Annotated in this window: 9 protein-coding genes; 1 reads left to right on the top strand and 8 read right to left on the bottom strand. The window is 65.5% G+C overall.

Annotated features, from left to right (window positions below; genetic code table 11):
- Positions 1-52: 52 nt before the first annotated feature.
- The 8 genes from ACG2LG_RS01350 to ACG2LG_RS01315 form a co-directional block, all read right to left on the bottom strand.
- Positions 53-460 carry a type II toxin-antitoxin system VapC family toxin gene (locus ACG2LG_RS01350; protein WP_396255665.1) on the bottom strand — a complete coding sequence of 136 codons (408 nt, stop codon included), beginning with the start codon at positions 458-460 and terminating at the stop codon, positions 53-55.
- A complete protein-coding gene (locus tag ACG2LG_RS01345) occupies positions 457-711 on the bottom strand; it encodes a FitA-like ribbon-helix-helix domain-containing protein (RefSeq protein ID WP_396255664.1) in 255 nt (84 codons plus the stop codon). The genes ACG2LG_RS01350 and ACG2LG_RS01345 overlap by 4 nt, the downstream gene beginning before the upstream one ends.
- Before the next feature lie 213 nt (positions 712-924).
- Positions 925-1272 (bottom strand): VOC family protein, encoded by a 348-nt coding sequence (locus ACG2LG_RS01340; RefSeq protein ID WP_396255662.1) that lies wholly within the window; start codon positions 1270-1272, stop codon positions 925-927.
- 87 nt (positions 1273-1359) lie between these two features.
- A complete protein-coding gene (locus ACG2LG_RS01335) occupies positions 1360-2763 on the bottom strand; it encodes a hypothetical protein (protein WP_396255660.1) in 1404 nt (467 codons plus the stop codon).
- Positions 2764-2992: 229 nt separating this feature from the next.
- Entirely contained in the window at positions 2993-8782 is a 5790-nt protein-coding gene (uvrA, locus tag ACG2LG_RS01330) for an excinuclease ABC subunit UvrA (protein ID WP_396255659.1), read from the bottom strand.
- A gap of 59 nt (positions 8783-8841) precedes the next feature.
- Positions 8842-9273, bottom strand: a complete 432-nt coding sequence (locus ACG2LG_RS01325; RefSeq protein ID WP_396255657.1) for a serine/threonine protein phosphatase — start codon at positions 9271-9273, stop codon at positions 8842-8844.
- 7 nt (positions 9274-9280) lie between these two features.
- Positions 9281-10681 carry a magnesium transporter gene (gene mgtE, locus ACG2LG_RS01320; RefSeq protein WP_396255655.1) on the bottom strand — a complete coding sequence of 467 codons (1401 nt, stop codon included), beginning with the start codon at positions 10679-10681 and terminating at the stop codon, positions 9281-9283.
- 51 nt (positions 10682-10732) lie between these two features.
- A complete protein-coding gene (locus ACG2LG_RS01315; protein ID WP_396255653.1) occupies positions 10733-11233 on the bottom strand; it encodes a hypothetical protein in 501 nt (166 codons plus the stop codon).
- A gap of 190 nt (positions 11234-11423) precedes the next feature.
- Here ACG2LG_RS01315 and ACG2LG_RS01310 point away from each other — a divergent pair, with 190 nt between their 5' ends.
- Positions 11424-19703 carry an alpha-amylase family glycosyl hydrolase gene (locus ACG2LG_RS01310; protein WP_396255652.1) on the top strand — a complete coding sequence of 2760 codons (8280 nt, stop codon included), beginning with the start codon at positions 11424-11426 and terminating at the stop codon, positions 19701-19703.
- Position 19704: the final 1 nt, after the last annotated feature.

The raw sequence follows: 19704 nt of genomic DNA, 5'->3' as shown, positions 1-19704 counted from the left end.
GATGGGGGAGAGCGTCACCAGGTGCGGACTGAAGTCCGCGCTCCATCTGGGATCATGTATCCCCCGGCCCCGGCCACCGTCTCAGCCCGGGGACCTTTTCGAAGTGCCGGTCGTAGGTCACCAGCACTCCTCCGACGGAAAGAGTGTGGGCAGCGATCCAGAGGTCGTTGGTGGGGATCTTGTCGCCCGCTGCCCGCAGGTCACTGACGATGACTCCGTAGAGGTCGGCAACCTCGGGGGTGGTGGTCAGCACGCGGACCGAGGGCCGCGACAGGAAGTCCTCCAGATCCCGCCGATTCCTGCCTTCCCGGTTGCCGATCCTGAATCCTGCGAACAGTTCGCCCAGCACGGTGACCGGAAGAAGCACGCGCTTCGCCCGGGAGATCACATCCAGCACCGCCTCGTCGCCCCGGAACAGGTGCGAGTAGGCATTGGTGTCGAGGACGACCGTCTCGTTCATCGCCATACTTCCTCGTCGATCTCATCGAAGCCAGCGACGGCCCGGTCGAATTCCTCGGCCTCCTGCTCCGACCAGCGACCACAGAATGCGGCAAAATCCCGGCGGTGGTCCGGCGCGGCGTTGTGGACGCCCAGAGACTCGCGCAGCAGACGCTTCACCAACTGGTTCAAGCTCACCCCCTCGCTCCGGGCGCGGGCGACGAGCCGCTCCTCGGTCGCATCGTCGAGCTTGTGGATGGTGATCGATTTCACGGTTCACCATTACGGTGAGAAACGAACCATGTCAATGGTGAGGGTGGCGCAAGGCTCTGCTTTGCGAGTGGCTCTGTCGGCGTCCCGCCGGCACGACAGGAGCCCTGCCGATCTCTCGCAAAGCCAAGCTTTGCGCCACGGTCAGGTCTTGGCTGGGTAATCGAAGGTGTAGGGGTCGTTGGGGCGAAAAGGAGGGTGCCATCCGGGAGAAGCTCAGCCCCGCTTCTGGGTCATCATGAACTCGTTGCCGTCGGGGTCGATGCACATGGCGAGGTGCAGGGGGTCCTCGGCGGTATCGGTCGGTTCGCGCGTGAGTTCGCCGCCGCATTCATTCAGGCGGCGGATGCCCTCGCGGAGGTCGTCGAGCTGGAAGGATAGGCCGGTCCAGGTGCGCTTGCCTTCGCCGCCGCCGTGGATGCCGATGATGGCATTCTCGATGACGATCTCGCTCCAGACTTCGGACTGCATCGTGACCTCACCTCCGAAGAGCTCGTGGTAGAACTTGAGGCAGCGCTGCCAGTCGGCCGCCCACAGGGCATACTTCACCTTTTCGACTTTCATGGGGAAAGGCTGCCGCTCGTTTCGTGATCCGGCAACGGGATTCAGGCGCCGGCTGAGGGTGGCGCAAAGCACAGCTTTGCGCCACGTTCAGGGTTTGGGCGGGTAGTCGAAGGTGATGGGGGTCGTTGGGTCGAAATGGAGGGTGCCATCCGGGAGAAGCGTGGCACCTGCCGCTTCGAACCGAAGCCGTCCATCCGGCAGTGGGGCGAGTCGGATCGGCTCGCCGTCGAAAGGCGAGATCAAGGGCTTCGGCATGAGTTGATGGATGGTTTCAGGATAGGAACCTGTCCGGTGGCGATGGAGTTCGGCGGCGATGGAGAGGCGGTGGAAGCGGAGGTTGAGGAGTGTCACCATTTTGTGGCCGACGCTGTCCGGGATCCATTGCCAGGCGCCCGCCGAAGCAGCGAAGGAGTTGGTGCGTGGGTCTGAATGAAACTCGTAGGAATCCAAATCAGCGAAAGTGGTGGTGTTTGGCGTCGCGACCTCAGGCAGTCCTTGGATGATGGGAATCAAGGAATCAATGTCCTTGGCCAGATTGGCCTTCCGATACCCGATGGGTTGGGTCTGCCACCAATACTCGCGAACGAGCTGGCGCCAATCCGAGCTGTTGCCAGCCCAAGGGAGGTCTTCGAAGGAATACCGCAAAGTATCGTTGGTGATGCCATCGAGCTCCGAGCAGGTTTTGCAGAGGTGGTGTAGTCTCATCTGTTCCGCCCGTAGCGTGGGCAGGATCGAATCGACTGAGGCAAGTGATTGATCGAGTTTCTGGAGGTGCTTGGGTCGTTCGCGCGCCGCCTCGATGAGGAACGGCGTCACTCGATTCGCCTCATGCACGAGCCATTCACCCACCGACCTATTGGGAAGATAGGGGCTCTGCCAGGTGAGGCCAATCTGGATCGTTAGCTGGAAGTCACGGACTGCTCCATCGAGATCTCCTGCTTTCATGAGCAGGATGCTGTGGATGAGAGAGAACCATCCGGTGTAGTGCGCTGTCTCTAAAACCAGGCGCTGTTCCCGCACTCCTCGGCCAACGGTTGCTTCCGGCAATCGGATCGCCTCGATGATGGAGTCTGCTGCTTCCCGGGTTGTTCGGAGCGAGTCGAGGATTTGCTCGGCGAGCATTTCCTCGGTTTGATCGTAGCCAGGGCTTGCGATCATGATTCGGAGGTCGCCAGGGGGATGGCTCGAAGTGCCTGTGATGAAATCGTTCCAAGCTGTAGGGTGCGTTAGTCCTCCGGTCTCGAAGACGGTTCTTGGAAAGACAGTGGCACGGGCATCTTTGTAGAAGCGGAGTGCTGTGTCGGAAATGGTGGGTTGGGCAGTAGGTTGCTTCAGAGCTAAAGGAATTCCGGATTTCTGCAACCGCTCACACGTCGCATCGATCTTGGCTTGCCCCCAGCGATTGACGCCCCAGTAGAACACCACCACCCCGACCACCGCCACGAAGGGCGCGATCGCGAGGAAGCGATGAACCCGCTTGGAGCGGATCATCCGCCAGAGCCATTTGGGGAGACGCATGGGGCTTATCTACGGTGGTTGATCGACAGGAATGTCGATTCTCCTGAAGAAGATGGGAGGGTCGCCTGTGTGGTTCGTAGTTCCCCCTTTAGGGGGCTGCGGAGCCCCGGACGTTGCTTTGGAACACACGATCAGGGTTCGTAGTTCCCCCTTTAGGGGGCTGCGGAGCCCGGGTTGTGCACTGGACCCCCTGAAGGGGGGACTACGAACGCGTGGGGGCGAGCTCGGCGGCGAGGAAGGGGGCGGTGCGGGAGCGTTTCGATTTGGCGATCTTTTCCGGCGGGCCCTGCATGACGATCCTGCCGCCGCCGTCGCCGCCCTCGGGGCCGAGGTCGAGGATCCAGTCGGCCTCGGCGGCGACGGCCATGTGGTGCTCGATGACGACGACCGTGTGTCCCTCGTCGACAAGCCGGTGCAGGACGTCGATGAGCCGTTTCACGTCCTCAAGGTGCAGGCCGACCGTGGGCTCCTCGATCAGGTAGAGGTTCTTCTTGTCGGCCTTGAGGTTCTGCAGGCGGGCCTTGGTCGAGCGGCCGCGGATGAGCTGGGAGACGAGCTTGATGCGCTGGGCCTCGCCGCCGGAAAGGGTGGGTGAGGGCTGGCCGAGTTGGAGGTAGCCGAGCCCGGTATCGGCCAGCAGCTTGAGCGGCGTGGCGATCCGCGGCTGGGAGTCGAAGAAGCCGGTGGCCTCCTCGATGGTCATGTGGAGGATCTCGCCGATGTGCTTGCCACGGAAGCGGACCTCGAGGGTGGCGGGGTTGTAGCGCTGCTCGTCGCAGGCTTCGCAGGGGACCCAGGTGGTGGGTAGGAAGTCCATTTCGAGCTTCACCCGGCCATTGCCCTCGCAGACCGGGCAGCGGCCGTCGCCGGTGTTGAAGGAAAAGCGCGAGGCATCGTAGCCACGCATGCGGGAGTCGGGCAACTGGGCGAAGAGTTTTCGGATGTCGTCGAAGACCTTGACGTAGGTCGCCGGGCACGAGCGCGAGGTCTTGCCGATGGGCGACTGGTCGACTTCGTAGACCGACTTGAGGCGCTGGAAGCCGGTGGCGCGGCCGTAGGGTTTGCCATTTTTTGAGCCGCGGCTGGAAGCCACGGCCACGCGCGCCGCGACGGCGACGCACTCGTGCATCAGTGTCGATTTTCCGGAGCCGGAAATGCCGGTGAGGACGGTGAGGCGGCCAAGCGGGATGGCGGCATCGACGGCCTTGAGGTTGTTGGCAACGCAGTTGGTGAGCTTGAGGTGGGGGTGGGCCTTCGGCACCGGACGACGTTCGCCACGGAGGGGGTGGACGATGGGGTGGAGAAGGGCTTGGTAGGTGGGGGAAGTGAGCAGTGATCGGTGATCCGTGATCAGTGGTCGTTTCGCGGTGCTTTTCGGTTTGGAGGTGGCCTTCTTGGTCTTCCCACTGATCACTGATGACTGATCACCCGGCGCTCGGGGCGGAGCCCCCTGATAGACGATCTCGCCGCCGAGCCGGCCCGCCGCCGGACCGAGGTCGATGAGGTGGTCGGCGCGGGCGATGGTGTCCTCGTCGTGCTCGACGACGATCAGCGAGTTGCCGCGGTCGCGGAGGCCGATGAGGGTGTCGAGGAGGTGGGCGTTGTCGCGTGGGTGGAGGCCGATGGTCGGCTCGTCGAGGACGTAGAGGACGCCGCGCAGGTTGGAGCCGAGCTGCGCCGCGAGGCGGATGCGTTGGCTTTCACCGCCGGACAGCGTGTTGGCGGAACGGTCGAGCTGCAGGTAGCCGAGGCCGACGTGCTCGAGGAAGGAAAGCCGCTGGGTGATTTCCGGAAGGATGTCGCGGGCGATGAGCTGGTCGCGCTTTTCCTTGAGTTTGGTTCTGGCGAAGTAGCTGGCCGCTTCGGTGATGGGGAAGCGGGAGAGTTCGGCGATGCTGAGCTGGTTGCGGGCCGAGGGCGGCCCGCCTCCAAAGCGCACCGCGCGGGACTCGGGATTGAGGCGGGTGCCGTGGCAGGAGCCGCACTCGACGAGTTCCTCGTCTTCCATGCGGGAGAGCTTGCGGTCGGCGTCGAGCTCGGCGGCGAGCACGGAGTCGTGGCGCGAGGGATCGAAGGCCCGGCGGCGCTTCGGAACCTGACCGTGGCCGCGGCACTCGACGCACCAGCCGTGGGGTGAATTGAAGGAGAACAGTCGCGGATCGAGCTCGTCGAAGGACCGGTTGCACGACGGGCAACTGGCTTCGGTGGAGAGCAGCAAGAGCTTCTTGCCGGCGGTGAGCAGGCGGATGGTGCCCTTGCCGATGGAAAGCGCCTTTTCGATCGCGGGCTGGAGATCCTTGGTCTGGTGAGACTCATCCCAGACGACCACGTCGATGTCGTGCTCCTGGTAGCGGGTCAGCCGTTCGAAGCCTTCCGCTTCCTTGAACTGCCTGTCGACGAGCAGGCGCGTGAAACCCTGCTTGAGGGCCCACTCGGCGACCTCGGTGTGATAGCCCTTGCGGCCGCGGATGACGGGCGCGAGCAGGGTGACGGAGCCTTTCTTCAGGTGGCCACGGATGGTCTTTTCGATGGCGGCGAGCGACTGGGACTCGACCGGCACCTCGCAGTCCGGGCAGTAGCGGGTGCCGAGCTTGGCGTAGAGCAGGCGGATGAAGTTCCATAGCTCGGTGACGGTGGCGACGGTCGACTTCATGCCACCCTGCGAGACGCGCTGCTCGATGGCGACGGTGGGTGGAAGGCCGGTCAGCAGATCGAGGTCGGGCTTCTCGAGTTGCTCGGCGAACTGCCGGGCGTAGGCGGACATCGAGTCGAGGAAACGCCGCTGGCCTTCGGCGAAGAGGATGTCGAAGGCGAGCGTGGACTTGCCCGAGCCGGAAAGGCCGGAGACGACGACGAACTCATCGCGCGGGATGTCGATGTCGATGTTCTTGAGGTTGTGTTCGCGGGCGCCGCGCAGGGAGATGGTGGATCCTTGCGCGGCTTTGCCGCGGGGGGTGGGGGATTCGCGGCGGGCCGCCGCTGCCACGGCCTGCCCCGGGCCGGGGCAGCCACGGAGGGCGGCCTTGAGGAAGGGGGCGGTTTCGGATTTGGATCTGGCGATCTTTTCGGGCGGACCCTGTGCGACGAGCTGGCCGCCGTCGGCACCCGCACCCGGGCCGAGCTCGAGGATCCAGTCGGCGCTCTTGATGACGTCGAGGTTGTGCTCGATGACGAGCAGCGAGTGGCCGTGATCGACGAGCTTCTGGAAGACGCCGAGCAGACGCTCGATGTCGCCGAAGTGGAGTCCGGTGGTCGGCTCGTCGAGGATCAGCAGGTGCCTGCGCTTCTTCTTCGAGCGGCTGCCGACGGTGTCGGCGAGGATCTGGCACAGCTTGAGCCGCTGGCTTTCGCCGCCGGAGAGGGTGTTGAGGGGCTGGCCGAGCCGGATGTAGCCGAGGCCGACCTCGGAAAGTGGCAGCAGGGCCCGGCGGATCGAGCTGTGGCGCTTGCGGTTGGCCGAAGTGGAGGAGGGGTCGTCGGCGAAGAACGCCAGCGCCTGGTCGATGGTGAGGTCGAGGACGTCGGCAATCGACTTTCCGCGGTAGAGAAACTCCAGCGTGGACGGCTTGTAGCGCCGGCCGGAGCAGTCGGGGCAGGTGACCTCGAGGTCGGAGAGGAACTGCATCTCGATCTTCTCCGAGCCGGCGCCCGAGCAGCGGTCGCAGCGGCCGTCGCCGGAGTTGAAGGAGAAGAAGCCGGGGGTGAGGCTGCGGGCGCTGGCGTCGGGCGTGCGGCAGAAGAGCTGGCGGATGTCGTCGAAGGCGCCGATCAGCAGGGCCGGCGTCGAGCGCGGGGTGCGGGCCAGCGGCGACTGATCGACGAGGCGGACCTCGTCGAGGTACTGGGTGCCCCGTAGTTCCCTGATCCTGCCGGGTTCCTCGTCGCCGAGCGGCTGGCGCAGCTTCCGCGCCAGGTTGGCGTAGAGGATGTCGTGGGCGAAGGTCGACTTGCCGGAGCCGGAAACGCCCGTGAGGCAGACGAAGAGGCCGAGCGGGATGGTGGCGTCGAGCTTGTGAAGGTTGTGGCGGGTGGCGCCCGTGATCTCGATTCCCTCCGGACCTGGTGTGCGGCGTTGTTTGGGCAGGGGGATGGTTTTCTCGCCGGAGAGCCAGGGGAGGGTGCCGAGGGGAGAGTCAGCGGCGTCGCCGGGGGAGGATTTGAGGCGGGCCGCCTCTTCCATCCCGCGTCCGCGGGACGCCGGGCCGGCGCAGCCACTGTAGATGAGTTCGCCGCCGCTTTCGCCGGAGGCGGGGCCGAGGTCGATGAGGTGGTCGGCGGCGCGCATCACCGCTTCCTCGTGCTCGACGACAACCAGCGTGTTGCCCTTGTCGCGGAGCTCGTGCATGACGCCGACCAGTCGCTGGATGTCCCGGGCGTGAAGCCCGACCGTCGGCTCGTCGAGGACGAAGAGCGTGTTCGACAGGGAGGCGCCGAGGCAGCTGGTAAGGTTCACGCGTTCGATCTCGCCGCCGGACAGGGTGCGGGCGGGGCGGTCGAGGGTGAGATAGCCCAGCCCGACCTGCTCGAGATAGCCCAGTCGGCTGGTGATTTCGCCCAGCACCAGTTCGACCGGCCTCATATTCGATATCTCAGATATGAATGAGCGGAGGAGCGGGAGGAGCTGGTTGATGGGGAGTTGCCAGAGTTCGGGGAGGGTGTGGTCGGCGATCTTGAAGCAGAGGGCCTCGGGCTGGAGGCGGCGACCGCGGCACTTGGGGCAGGCGGTGTAGGAGCGGTAGCGCGAGAGGAACACGCGGACATGCATCTTGTAGGCCTTGGTCTCGAGCCAGTCGAAGAAGCCCTTCACGCCATACCAGCCGCCCTCGCGCCAGACGTCCTCCATTTCCTCCATGTCGGCGTCGGGACGGTCGCCGTAGTAGATCCACTCGCGAACATCCTCGTCGAGGTCCTCCCAGCGCGTGCGGGTGTCGATGCCCCGCTCGCGGCAGTTGCGGATCAGGTCGCGCTGGCATTCGTCGCCGCGCTCGCCCTGGAAGGGCTTGATGGCGCCGCGGCCGATGGAGAGGGAGGGATCGGGGACGGCCTTCTCGAGGTCGAGGCCGATGACGCGTCCGAAGCCGCGGCATTTCGGGCAGGCCCCGAGGGGGTTGTTGAAGGAGAAGAGGGCCGGCGTGGGCGGACGGAGGGTGAAGCCGGTGGCGGGGTTGGTCCACGCGTTGGTGAACGAGCGGGAGGTGGAGGATGGAAGGTGGTGGACGGTGGATGTGCCCTTGCCGAGGGTGAAGGCGGCTTCAAGGGCTTCTAGAAGGCGCGTCCGGGTGGACTTGCCGAGCTTGATGCGGTCCTGGATGACTTGGACGGTGGCTGCGAAGCCGCTTCCGGCTTTGCCCTTCATGAACGGGACGGTCATGCCACTGGCAGGTTCATCGGTCCGCAGCAGGGAGCCGTCCGGGGCGAGGATGCGGAGGTAGCCCTGCTGGTTGAGGAAGGGGAACAGCTCCTCGCTTTTCGTGTCCTCGGGGATGGGGACCGGAAAGGTGACAAGGATCTGTTGACCATCGAGATGCCCGACGGCCCAGGCGGCGGCGGACTCGGGGGAGTCGGGGCGGATCTCCTCGCCGGTTTGCGGGTCGTGACCGGTCGCGGCGCGGGCGAAAAGGAGCTTCACGTAGTCGTTGATCTCGGTGAGGGTGCCGACCGTCGAGCGGGTGGTGCGGATGTTGTTCTTTTGCTCGATGGCGATGGCGGGCGGGATGCCGTCGATGCGGTCGACATCCGGCTTGTCCATGCGGTCGAAAAACTGCCGCACGTAGGGCGAGAAGGTCTCGACGTAGCGCCGCTGGCCCTCGGCGTAGAGCGTGTGGAAGGCAAGCGAGGATTTCCCCGAGCCGGACGGGCCGGTGACGACCGAGAGTTTCCCGAGCGGGATGTCGAGATCGAGATTCTTGAGATTGTGCTGCCGGGCGCCTCGAATCGCGATGACGGGGGAGCTGGAAACCTTGGCGGTGGATTTCGACGACTTACGGGCCACGCGCGGAGCCTAGGCGGGATCGGTGGCGAGGCTAGCGGAGTTTGCGGGAGTGTGCTGACTCAGGCGTCCGGACTCTGGCCGGATGAATCCGGCGCTCCATCGCCACCCGTGGGGTCGGGGAGGATTTCCGCGAGTTCGAAGTCGATGATGCAGAAGTGTCCGCGCTGACGGTCGTAGGTGATGTTGCGGCGCTCGGCGTCGAGGTGGCGGACGCCGTAGTGGTTTTCCAGGTCGTCGAAGAGAGCGGTGGCGCGTTCCTTGCTGATTTGTGAGGCGACCTCGCCGCACGAGGTGCTGACGAAGTAGAGCTCCTCCGGGTGTTCCTCAAGGAGGCGGGGGACGTAGGGGCAGCCCCGTTGTTCGAGGACCTTCAGGACCTCGACCTCGGTCGCGTAGCGCTTGTCCGCATCGGTGCCGCGGAAGCGCTTGTGCACGCGCCCCATCCAGTCGAGCCGGACCTCCGCGCGGATGCCGTCCTTGAGTTCACGCATGACGATTTCAGAGGCCCAGCATGGCCTGGGCGATGGTAAAGTAAATGACCATCCCGGTGACGTCCACCAGGGTGGTGATCGCGGGGGCGGCGACGGCGGCGGGGTCCAGCTTGATGGCGCGGGCCCCGAGCGGCAGCACCGCGCCGATGCAGGTGGAAGTGATGACCTGGGCGGTGAGTGCGAGGGCGACGGCAAGTCCGAACCGTGTGAAGCTGATGCCTTCCGGAATCTCGGGCCGGAATGCGGGCAGGATGAGGACGGTGACCGCGGCGATCGTCGCGCCAAGCAGCAGCCCGAGCAGGGCGCCGAGGCGCAGTTCCTTCCACAGCACGCGACCGGCCTGGCCCGCCTCCAGTTCCCCCAGCGACATCGCGCGGATGACCATGGTCGAGGCCTGGCCGCCGGTGTTGCCGCCGGCGGCGACGACCATCGGCAGGTAGAGCGAGAGCAGGAAGACGCCGGTGAGGGTGTCCTCGAAGCGCATCATCACGTAGCCCGAGGCGATCGCAAGAAAGGCCAGTCCCACAAGCCAGACAAAGCGCCGCTTGAAGTGGGTCATCACCGAGCTCTGCAGGTAGGTTTCCTCGTTCTGCTCGCTGACGATACCGGCCTGTTTCTCGATGTCCTCGGTGCTTTCCTCCTGGAGGATCTCCATCGCGTCGTCGTGCGTGATGATTCCCAGCAGGTGGTCGAACTCGTCCACCACGGGCAGGACGATCAGGTCGTAGCGCAGCAGGGTGTTGGCGGCCTCCTCCTGGTCGGCGGTGGCGAGCACGCGCTGCTCCGGCTCGACCACGGCCATGATGTCGCGGATGGGGGTGTCCCAGGTGTTGAAGGCGAGGTCACGCAACCGCACCCGGCCGATCAGGTGGCCCTTGGCGTTGATGACGAAGATGCGGGAAAGCGTCTCGGTGTTCTCCTGGTCGCGGCGGAGCTGGTCGAGCGCCTGCTTGACGGTCATCGATGCGAACAGCCGCCCGAAGCGGGTGGTCATGCGTCCGCCGGCCGTCTCGGGCTCGTAGCGCAGCAGGCTGCGGGTGAGCTCCTCGTCCTCCGGACCGAGCAGGCCGAGGTAGCGGAGGCGGGCCTCGTCGCCGACGGACTGGAGGATGTCCACCCGGTCGTCGTCGGACAGCTCGCGGAAGAGGATCTTGAGCTCCGACGGGCTGAAGTAGTCGAGCGCCTCCTCGATCATCGGCTCGGGCAGTTCGACGATCAGGTCGGCTGCCAGCTCGGGACCGATCGATCGCAGGAAGAGCTCGTGCTTTTCCTGGTCGGTCTCCTCATAGAGGTCGGCGAGGTCGGCGTAGTGGGTCTCGGTCGCGGCCGAAAGGATCGCGCTCTGGTCTCCCGCCTCGAGGGCGCGGACCAGTTCTTCGGTCGGGGTGATGACCGTCTCCTCGGGCATGGGGGAAGCATGCGGCCGTGCCCGCGGACCGGCAAGCCTGCGGGGGCAGTCTTATCCGCGCGCCTTCGAGGGCTGCGCGCCCGGGATCTTCCGTCGGTGCTTCCGGAGGGCACCGATGATCCGGGGGGCGGCACGCACGCGGAGTTCGATACGGTCGGAATCGTCGCGGTGCCACTCAAGCGAAAGGGTGTCGGTGCAGCCTCCGGTTTCCACCGTGAAGGTTGCCCGGCGGGTCTCGTGGGCGCGACTGTGCTCGAAGCGTTCCTGCAGGCAGATGACCTGGTCGTCGCCGAGGCCCTGATCGACGACTTCGCGAATCGCCTCGATGAGGAATGGCAGGTACTCGGTCTGGGTCCGGATGGTGATCTCGGGCCGTGGCTTCCACTCGTCCTTGAGTTCGCGCAGGGTGTCCTTCGGATCCGCCTCCTCCAGTCGCTCGAAGCGGGCCATCCCGCGCCGCTTGAGCCACCAGTAAAGCCCGCCGCCGATGATCCACGCGGACACGACCGTGACGGTGATCAGCGGCCCGATTTCGGGGACGGACTCGGGCATGGCGGGCAGTCTAGCCCGATTTCTGGAGAAGAAAAGGTCCCGAAGGCGCGGTCTGGGAACCCGGACTCGTCGATTCCCCCGGTTGGCAGGGGCTTGGGGGTGTGCTTTGTTTCTAAACCCGCGGGGTGCCCGGGCCATGTGCCCATCGCAACCCGATGGCCCGCGAACCCAGAGCGGACCCTTCAAACCCATGATTTCCCGTTCCAGGAACTGCTGCGTTCTCCTTGCCGCTTGGCTCCTTTCTCTCGTCGGCCCTCTGCATGGCGAGGCGATGCTCCAGTATTTCAACACGAGCTGGGCCGAAGTCGCGGCGAAGATGCCGGAGATCGCGGAGGCGGGCTACTCATCGCTGTGGCTGCCCCCGCCGACGAAGGCTTCCGGCGGGCTGTCGGTCGGCTACGACTGCTGGGACCGCTTCGATCTCGGCTCCAAGGACCAGCGGGGAAGCATCCGCACCCGCTACGGGACCGAGGCGGAACTGCTGGAGCTCGTCCGGGTCGCCCACCGTTTCGGGATCCGCGTCTATTTCGACAACGTGATGAACCACAACGCCTTCGACGTGCCCGGCTTCAATGCCTTCACGCCGATCGACATCTACCCCGGCTTTCTGCCCGAGGACTTCCACCTGCGCCGGACAGAGGAGGGGTTCTACCGGAAATGGGACAACACCCGCGACTGGAACGATGCGTGGCAGGTCCAGAATCTCGGGCTTTCGGACCTGATCGACATCGCCACCGAGCCGGGCACCCTGAACTACAATCATGGGGCCTACGAAGGGGACACGATTCCGAAGTTCGCCTTCGTGCGTCACCCCGACAACCCGGAGTACTACTGCTACATCCCGACGGCCCCGGGGCAGAAGCACTCGAACGGCGAGGGCAACTACGTCGGCTTCGGTCCCGGCAACGGCATCACGGTGCAGACGATCGCCGACAACCCCTCCTTCTACTCCGAGCTGGTCGAGGACATGCTCCATCGCTCGGCACGCTGGAAGATGGACCGGACCAAGGCCGACGGTCTGCGCCTGGACGCGGTGAAGCACACGCCGGCGGATTTCTACGGGGCCACCTTCGGAGCGGACAAGGATTCGTCGAACTACGGCTACATGGGCCAGATCCAGGCGCAGTTCAACCTGACCCGTGGCTTCTCCGACTGGGACAACCACCGCGACTCGGTCTTCAATACCGAGCAGGGCCGGGACGACGCCATGCTCTTCGGCGAGCACCTCGGCCAGCCGCCGGCCTACGGCTCCTACATTGATGCCGGCATGCGCCTGATCGACAACGACCTGCGCTCGAACTTCAACAACCTGCTCGGCAATCCTTCCGCCGGGCTCAATGGCTTCGACCAACCCGGTTCCGGCGGTTTTCCGGTGTCGGTGGCGGTGATGCACGCCCAGAGCCACGACAACGACTTCGCGGCGCGGCGCGAACTGCAGCACGCCTTCTACTTCACGCGCGAGGGGCTCGGCCTCGTCTACACCGACGGAAACTATCATGCCGAAACACTCGGCGAGAGCGGCGGGGCGTTTCCCCGGCACGCCAACACCTCGTTTCTCGGCCAGTGGGGTGACACGCGCCTGCCGAACCTCGCCACCCTGCATCAGGAGTTCGCCCGCGGCTACCAGGTGGGGCGCTGGAGCGATGGCGACTTCGTCGCCTACGAGCGGATCGACAAGCGCGAGAACGGCGGCATGAACGACTCGGACGGCGTGACGATGCTGATCATGCTCAACGACAACTACGCTGCCGGTCAGTCGCGGCCGCTGTCGACCTCCTTCCGCGCCACCCCGCTGGCCGGCAGCGACAACGACCCGAACACCGGCGACGAGTATCTTTACCAGTATGCCCGCGGCTACGGCAGCCAGACCGGGTTCTACACCTACGCCTCGAACCTCGGCTCGGTCGTGGTCGATCCGGGAAGCTATTTCATCTTCGCCCCCCGCACGCCCGAGGAGTCCGACCTGTGGAGGAACGCCGGTGGTGCGCCGCTGACAATCTATCAGAACGGCGAGCCGGCGGGCACCGTGGAGGTCGAGCGGCGCGACGGACCGGACGGTGATCCGGGCTTCAACCCCTATGGCCTGCCGGACCCGGTCACCGATGATTTCAGCTACACGATCTCGTTGCCCCGGGTGACTTCCGCGAGCGACCTGGATTTCGTCGCCCGCACCGACGGCTCGGCGGAGAACATCCTCTTCAAGCTCGACGGCGGCATCGACCTCAACGGCACCGTGCCGCCGGGGAATGCCGATCCTTTCCTGCGCGACAATCCTCCGGCGGTCAGCACCGACGTCTTCCTCGGCTACGAGCAACCGACCTTCGTCCGGCGCATGCACGTCGAGAAGTTCGCGGCGGTCGACACGACACGCTGTCAGCTCGGGGCCCCCGGCGCGGAAACCTACATCAAGACCATCGGCTCCGGCTCGGTGTCGGTGGTGAACGGGCCGGTCGGTGCGAACGACTTCTCGGATGACGGGGGAAACCGCGCCCAGTTTCTCTATCACGATCCGTCGGCAGTGGTCGGCGGCACGCCGGGCGGCGGCTGGCCGGGTGGGTCGGCTCCGCTGCAGTATGTCGAGAATGGCTCGACCATCTCGCTGTGGGCCAAGCCGAATGCGGTCGGTGGTGGCTTCCGGATGTTCTGCTACTACACCACCGACGGATCGAACCCCGAGGGTGCCGGGGGTCGGGGCACCGGTTCCACCGGGGTGGTGGAGATGAATTACTCGCACGACGAGTCGGGGGCCGATTGGTGGATGACCGCCACGCTGCCGCAGCCCGCCAACGGGGAAGAGCTGCGTTACAAGATCGGGATCTTCAAGGAGAACGCCGGCAGCATCTACCCTTCCAGCCAGGCCTCGGTCGACCGCAAGAAGCAGATGCTCACCGAGTTCAAGGTCGAGGGTTTCAATCCCTCCACGATCACCTACTCGCCGCACAACGACTACAACTCGACCGCCACCGGCCTCGACGAGGGCTTTCACATGCTGCGGGCCCGCGCCTTCCTCCGCCGCGACGGCAAGGCCTCGCTCTACCACACCTTCCAGCAGACCTTCTACTACGACGCCGAACGGCCGGGCGGGGAGATCGTCTTTCCCGCCAACAACGGGGACACGGTGGGCGGCAGCGAATACGGGGTGGTGGTCCGGGCCGACGCCTCGACCAGCAGCGTCTGGTATCGGATCACCGACGGCGATGCCTCGAACGACGATTCGGTCACGACGGCCGACAACGGCAACGGGGCCTGGGTCCAGGCGACCGAGGTCACTCCCTCGCCCGCGATCACGCCAAGCGATCCATCCTATCGGCGCGAGTTCCGCTTCAACTACGTCAACATTCCCTCGACCGGCACCGCGACCATCGAGGTGCGGCTGCGCGAGCTGAGCTCGTCCGAAGACGACCTGCTCTCGGATGTCGACGGCCACTTCACGACCCTGACCCGCACGGTGAACACGGCAGGTCCCGACCTCCGGATGTTCGTTGCCTTCCCGCCATCGGATGGGACCGTGATCGACGAGAGCTACGTGGTGAAGGCCTACTTCTCGAAGTCGCTCGCCGATGGCTTGAGCGAGCAGGACTTGAAGGGCCGGTTTCTGGTTCGCTATGGCGGCAATGAGTCGTGGCCGGCGTCGGCCCAGGTGCTCGACCCGGCGGGGCTCTCGATCATCTACGACGAGACCTCCGACTACCACGCCCTCGCCTTCTCCCTGCCGAACCTCTACAACGGCATCCCCGAGTTCCTGCACCGCATCGAGGTGACCCATGATCGACCGGATCCGCTGGCGGACCTGGTGGCAACCCGTCGCGTGCAGGCGGCGGAAAGCACCGCCCCGAGGGTCAGCATCATCCAGCCGCAGGAGTTCGACAGCAATGGTCGCCGCGTGGAGATCGTGCTGCCGGATGGTCCCGGGGCGGATTCCCTCGACTACACGGTCCGGGTCGATACCGATGCCGACACGACCTCGGTCAACCTCAGTTTCCTGCTCGGATCCGGAACGCTCACGCCCGTCGACGCGGATGAGAACACGCCGGAGATCGATCCCGTGATCCAGGGATCGAGCGCCTTCTGGGACTTCATCTGGACCATCACCGAGCCCGGTCAGTACCGCCTCCAGGCGGTTGCGACCTCGCCCGGTGGCACTGCGGAGGATATCCGGAATGCCACGGTGATCCGGCGGCAGTTGGTGGAGGCTGACGACGGGGATCTCGATGACGACGACGATGGCCTTGCGGACTTCGACGAGGGCACGCTGCTGCCGCTGCCGAATGGCTTTTCCTTGGGAGAAGATGGCTACAAGCCGAATCCCGAGGATTGGGTGAATGGCGATGTGCACATCCACTTCGCCTCCGGCCAGTCCAATCCCTTCATGCCCGACACGGATGGCGACGGACTGCCCGACGGACTCGAGGTGGGTTGGCGGACGCCGGGCCCGGACACCAACACGGCGTCCGACACCAATGGCGATGGACGACCGAACTTCATCGGCGACCTCGATCCGCCCTTCTACAACACGCTCGACAACCTCGGATCCGTGCCGGGTGTGAACAGCGCCAGTGAAGGCGGCGACCGGGCGAGGCAGCTCTTCGGCTCGATGACCAATCCCGGCAATCCGGATACGGACGGCGATGGGCTGCGTGACGGCATCGAGGATGCCAACGCCAACGGCTGGGTCGATGGCGATGGTGCCCCGCTTGGCACGACCGAGTCGCCGACGCTCGCCCGCAGCTGGCCGAACGGCCGCATCGATGCCGGCGAGACCTGGCTGGAGACCTCGCCGAACGATTCGGACACCGATGACGACGAGCTTTCGGATGGCTTCGGCGAGGACACCGACTTCAACGGCGGCATCACCGGCGACACCAATGCCAACCGGGTCTGGGAGACCGGCGAGGTTTGGACGGAAACGGATCCGCTCAACAGCGACACCGATGGCGACGGCCTGCCGGACGGCTGGGAGCGCCGCTTCGGACTCAATCCCCTCGACAACGGCATCGACGCCTTCGACGGCACCACCCCGGATCCGGACAACGGTGGCGGTGGAGATCCGGACGGTGACGGGTTGACCAACCTGCAGGAGTTGGCGGCCGGAACGGATCCCACGGTGGACAACAGCATCGTGCTGGAGCCCGGCGAGGCGGTCGTGATCGGGCCGGTCTCCGAGGACGACGCGATCATCCGCGGCGCGGTGAGCAACCGGCAGGAGTTCACCGACTGGAAGATCGACGACCTCGTGGTGCTGGACACCTTCGAGGGCGACGGTTCCGGCAACCAGGGCGGCGACACCTACCTCGGCTTCGATGGCTTCGACAGTTCGCGCGACATCGTCGCCTTCTATGCCCGCGACGGAGGGGCAACCTCGGTGGGTGGCACCGGGGAGTTTTACTTCCGGGTCGACTTCCACGACCTGCGCCCCTTCGCCGAGGAGGGAAATCTCGACCTGTATGTGGTGATCGACACCGGCAACCCGGCGGTCGGCGAGTATGCCCTGCCGGACGAGGTGGACACCGGCACGACGATGCGCTGGGAGGCGGTCGTGGCCGTCTATCAGTCGAATGCCGGGGCCGTCCTCGTCGACACCAACCCGGCGGACAACACGACGAGCATCAACGAGGACCTGACCGGCAAGGGCGTCCAGCGGCGTGACCAGAATACCGCCAACGGCTTCGGCAAAGCCTACTTCGACAGCCGGCTCGATGCCGTCGAGTTTTCGATCAGCCGTCAGGCGCTCAAGGACGCCGGTTGGCTGGAAGACCCCTCGACGCTCAATTTCCAGGTCTTCACGACCCGCGACGGCACCCAGAACGACGGCACGGGAGCCGGCGACATCGGTGGCCGCACCGACATCCGCGACACGATCTACGACGACTATCTGGCCGAGGACTACTGGCGGGACCAGGGCTTCATCGGCCAGAACAGCGAGCTGCGCTCTTGGTTCGGCTACAACGGGCCGGACAAGGGCCGCCGGACCAAGGTCATCATGCTGGCCCACGGCAACCAGGCTCTCAGTCCCGGATCGGAAATCCAGGACCGGATCAATCCGGCCGTCGATACGGCCCAGATCGCATCCGGCGAGGTAGGGGGGTGGTCGCGCCTGCTCGATGCCCACGACGCCTTCGGCGCGAAACTCGGCCTGCACCTGACCCCGACCCTCGCCGCCGCCGCGCAGTGGGCCAGTGTGGACCCGGCCGCCAACAAGCCGTGGCGCGACGGGCCGGCCTTCAATCAGCGCATCGGGGCGATGGCGGCGGACGGCACGATCGAACTGATCGCCTCGACCTTTGCCGACGCACCACTTTCCTACTACGACTCCAGTTGGTTGGTCGACAACGTCGCGCTCTCGAACCGCACGCTCCAGTCGATCTACGGGGTGGCGCCGTCGTCGCGGGTCTTCTGGATCCCCGAGCGGGTGATCGATGAGGATGTGCTGTCGAAGGTTTCGTCGCTGGGCTACACCCACGTGTTCGTCGACCAGTTCCGTCACATCCTCGATCGCTTCGGGCGTCAGGCGGCATTGCTCGACGACGGCTACCGGATCAACCGGATCAACGGTGTCGACGCCATCGTGATCAACGACCAGGCCTCGACCTTCCGTTTCCGCAACACCGACAATGGCCTCGACATCAACCTGCGGCAGTTGATTTCGCGCAAGGCACGCAGCGGCGAGCAGCACCAGCTCATCGTCTTCTACAGCGATCTCTCCGATTTCGGCAGCGCCGGGCAGGCGACGGCCTACGACCGGAATCTCGCCTGGCTCGCCAGCCGGCCATGGGTCGAGCTGGTCGGTCCCGAGCAGGTGGCTTCCGGGCAGGTGGATCTCTCGCTGCCGCCGGACGGTGGTGGCGACAATTTCGCGGTGATCGACCGGGGCACCACCACCTTCGGACGAAAATTGGGGCCGCTGTGGCTCGATCATGCGACGCAGGGGAACTACGACTTCTGGTATTTCGGCTCGGGCCAGGAGGAAAGCCTGCGCGACAAGGTCTTCGAGGTCCGTCCCGGTGTGAACGTGAATCCGCCCGGTGACGCCTTCTATGGGGTTCAGGATTTTGGCGGCAGCGGATCCGGTCTGGCCGATGCCTCGTGGAATGCGGTTTCCGGGCTTCCGGATAACCGGCTCGGGCGATTGGCGCGCGGCACCTATCACGCCTCGACCTTTCTCGCCGGCTGGCACGACGAGGATAACAACGACCTTCGCACCTATTCGACCGGCGACTTCATCTATCCGGACACCACCTTCGATTTCCTCGCCGGCTTCTCGAAGCGGGCGCAGGCCCAGACCCGGATGGCGGCGCGCTATGCGGCGGTGGCGGCATGGGCGGCGGCACCTCCGGCAACCACCGAGGTGGCATCGGAGGACGTCGATCTCGATGGTGAGCCTGAGTACATCCTGCGCAATGACCGGGTGTTCGCGATCTTCGAGGCGATGGGCGGGCGCTGCGTCGGTGCCTGGCGTCTGGCGGCGAACGGCGACATCGTCCAGATGGTCGGAAACCCGCTTTCGCATCCGTCCTTCGAGACCGAGGAGGAAGGTGCCGGCAACCGCAATCCGGACGGCACGGTGCTGGCCCGCCGCACCTCGGCCTTCAAGGACTGGTTCGCCAATGGCAGCGGCGGCGGATCGAGTGCCTACGTGAACCAACTCTACACGCCGGTCGCGGCCACCAATGGCTGGGCCTTCACGTCGGGCGACGGGGCGATTTCAAAAACGATCACCCTGGCAAATGGAGCCGATGCCCTGGTCGCCGACTACGCGCTCACCGGCCCGGTCGACAAGCTCTTCGTCCGCTTCGGCCTGAGTCCCGACCTCGACGACCTGCTCGTCCGTGGACAGGAAGGGCTCTCGATCGGGAACGCGGGAGGTGGCGTCGAGGTGACGAACACCACGCCCGACCTGCTGAGCCGGTCGACCGTGGGACTCGATTCCAACGTCGCCTGGCAGTCGGCGGCGGTCGATGACGACGATGCGTTCGACACCGTGGCCATGCGCAACCAGTCGCAGGTCCAGCAGGTCGAAGTGGAGAGCCTGGCGACGAGCTTCACCGTTTCGCTCGCGCTCGATGTCGGAGTGCTCGACGGCGACCTCGACGGGCTGCCATACGACTGGGAGCAGGCGAACGGCCTCGATGACGGGGATGCCACCGGAGACAACGGTCCCGACGGCGATCCGGATGGCGACGGGGTGAGGAACTACGACGAGTGGCTGGTGGGCCTGAACCCGCAGATCAAGGATGCCGACCAGTTCCCGCGCCTCGGCATGACGCGTGACGGTGGTGGTCTCGACATCAGCTTCCCGAGTCTGCCCGACCGGGTCTATCAGCTTGAGTTCTCGAGCGATCTCAACGCGTGGGACGACTACGGTGCTCCGGTCTCGACCGAGGGTGCCGGTGGTCCCGGCACGGTGAACTTCGACGATGTCCCGATCGGCTCCGGCACTGGCTTCTACCGACTGCAGATCGCCGCGCCGTAGG

Origin of the sequence: Haloferula sp. A504 (genome assembly GCF_044385805.1) — a bacterium.
Classification (GTDB): domain Bacteria; phylum Verrucomicrobiota; class Verrucomicrobiia; order Verrucomicrobiales; family Akkermansiaceae; genus Haloferula.
This window is presented reverse-complemented; position numbering and strand designations above follow the sequence as displayed.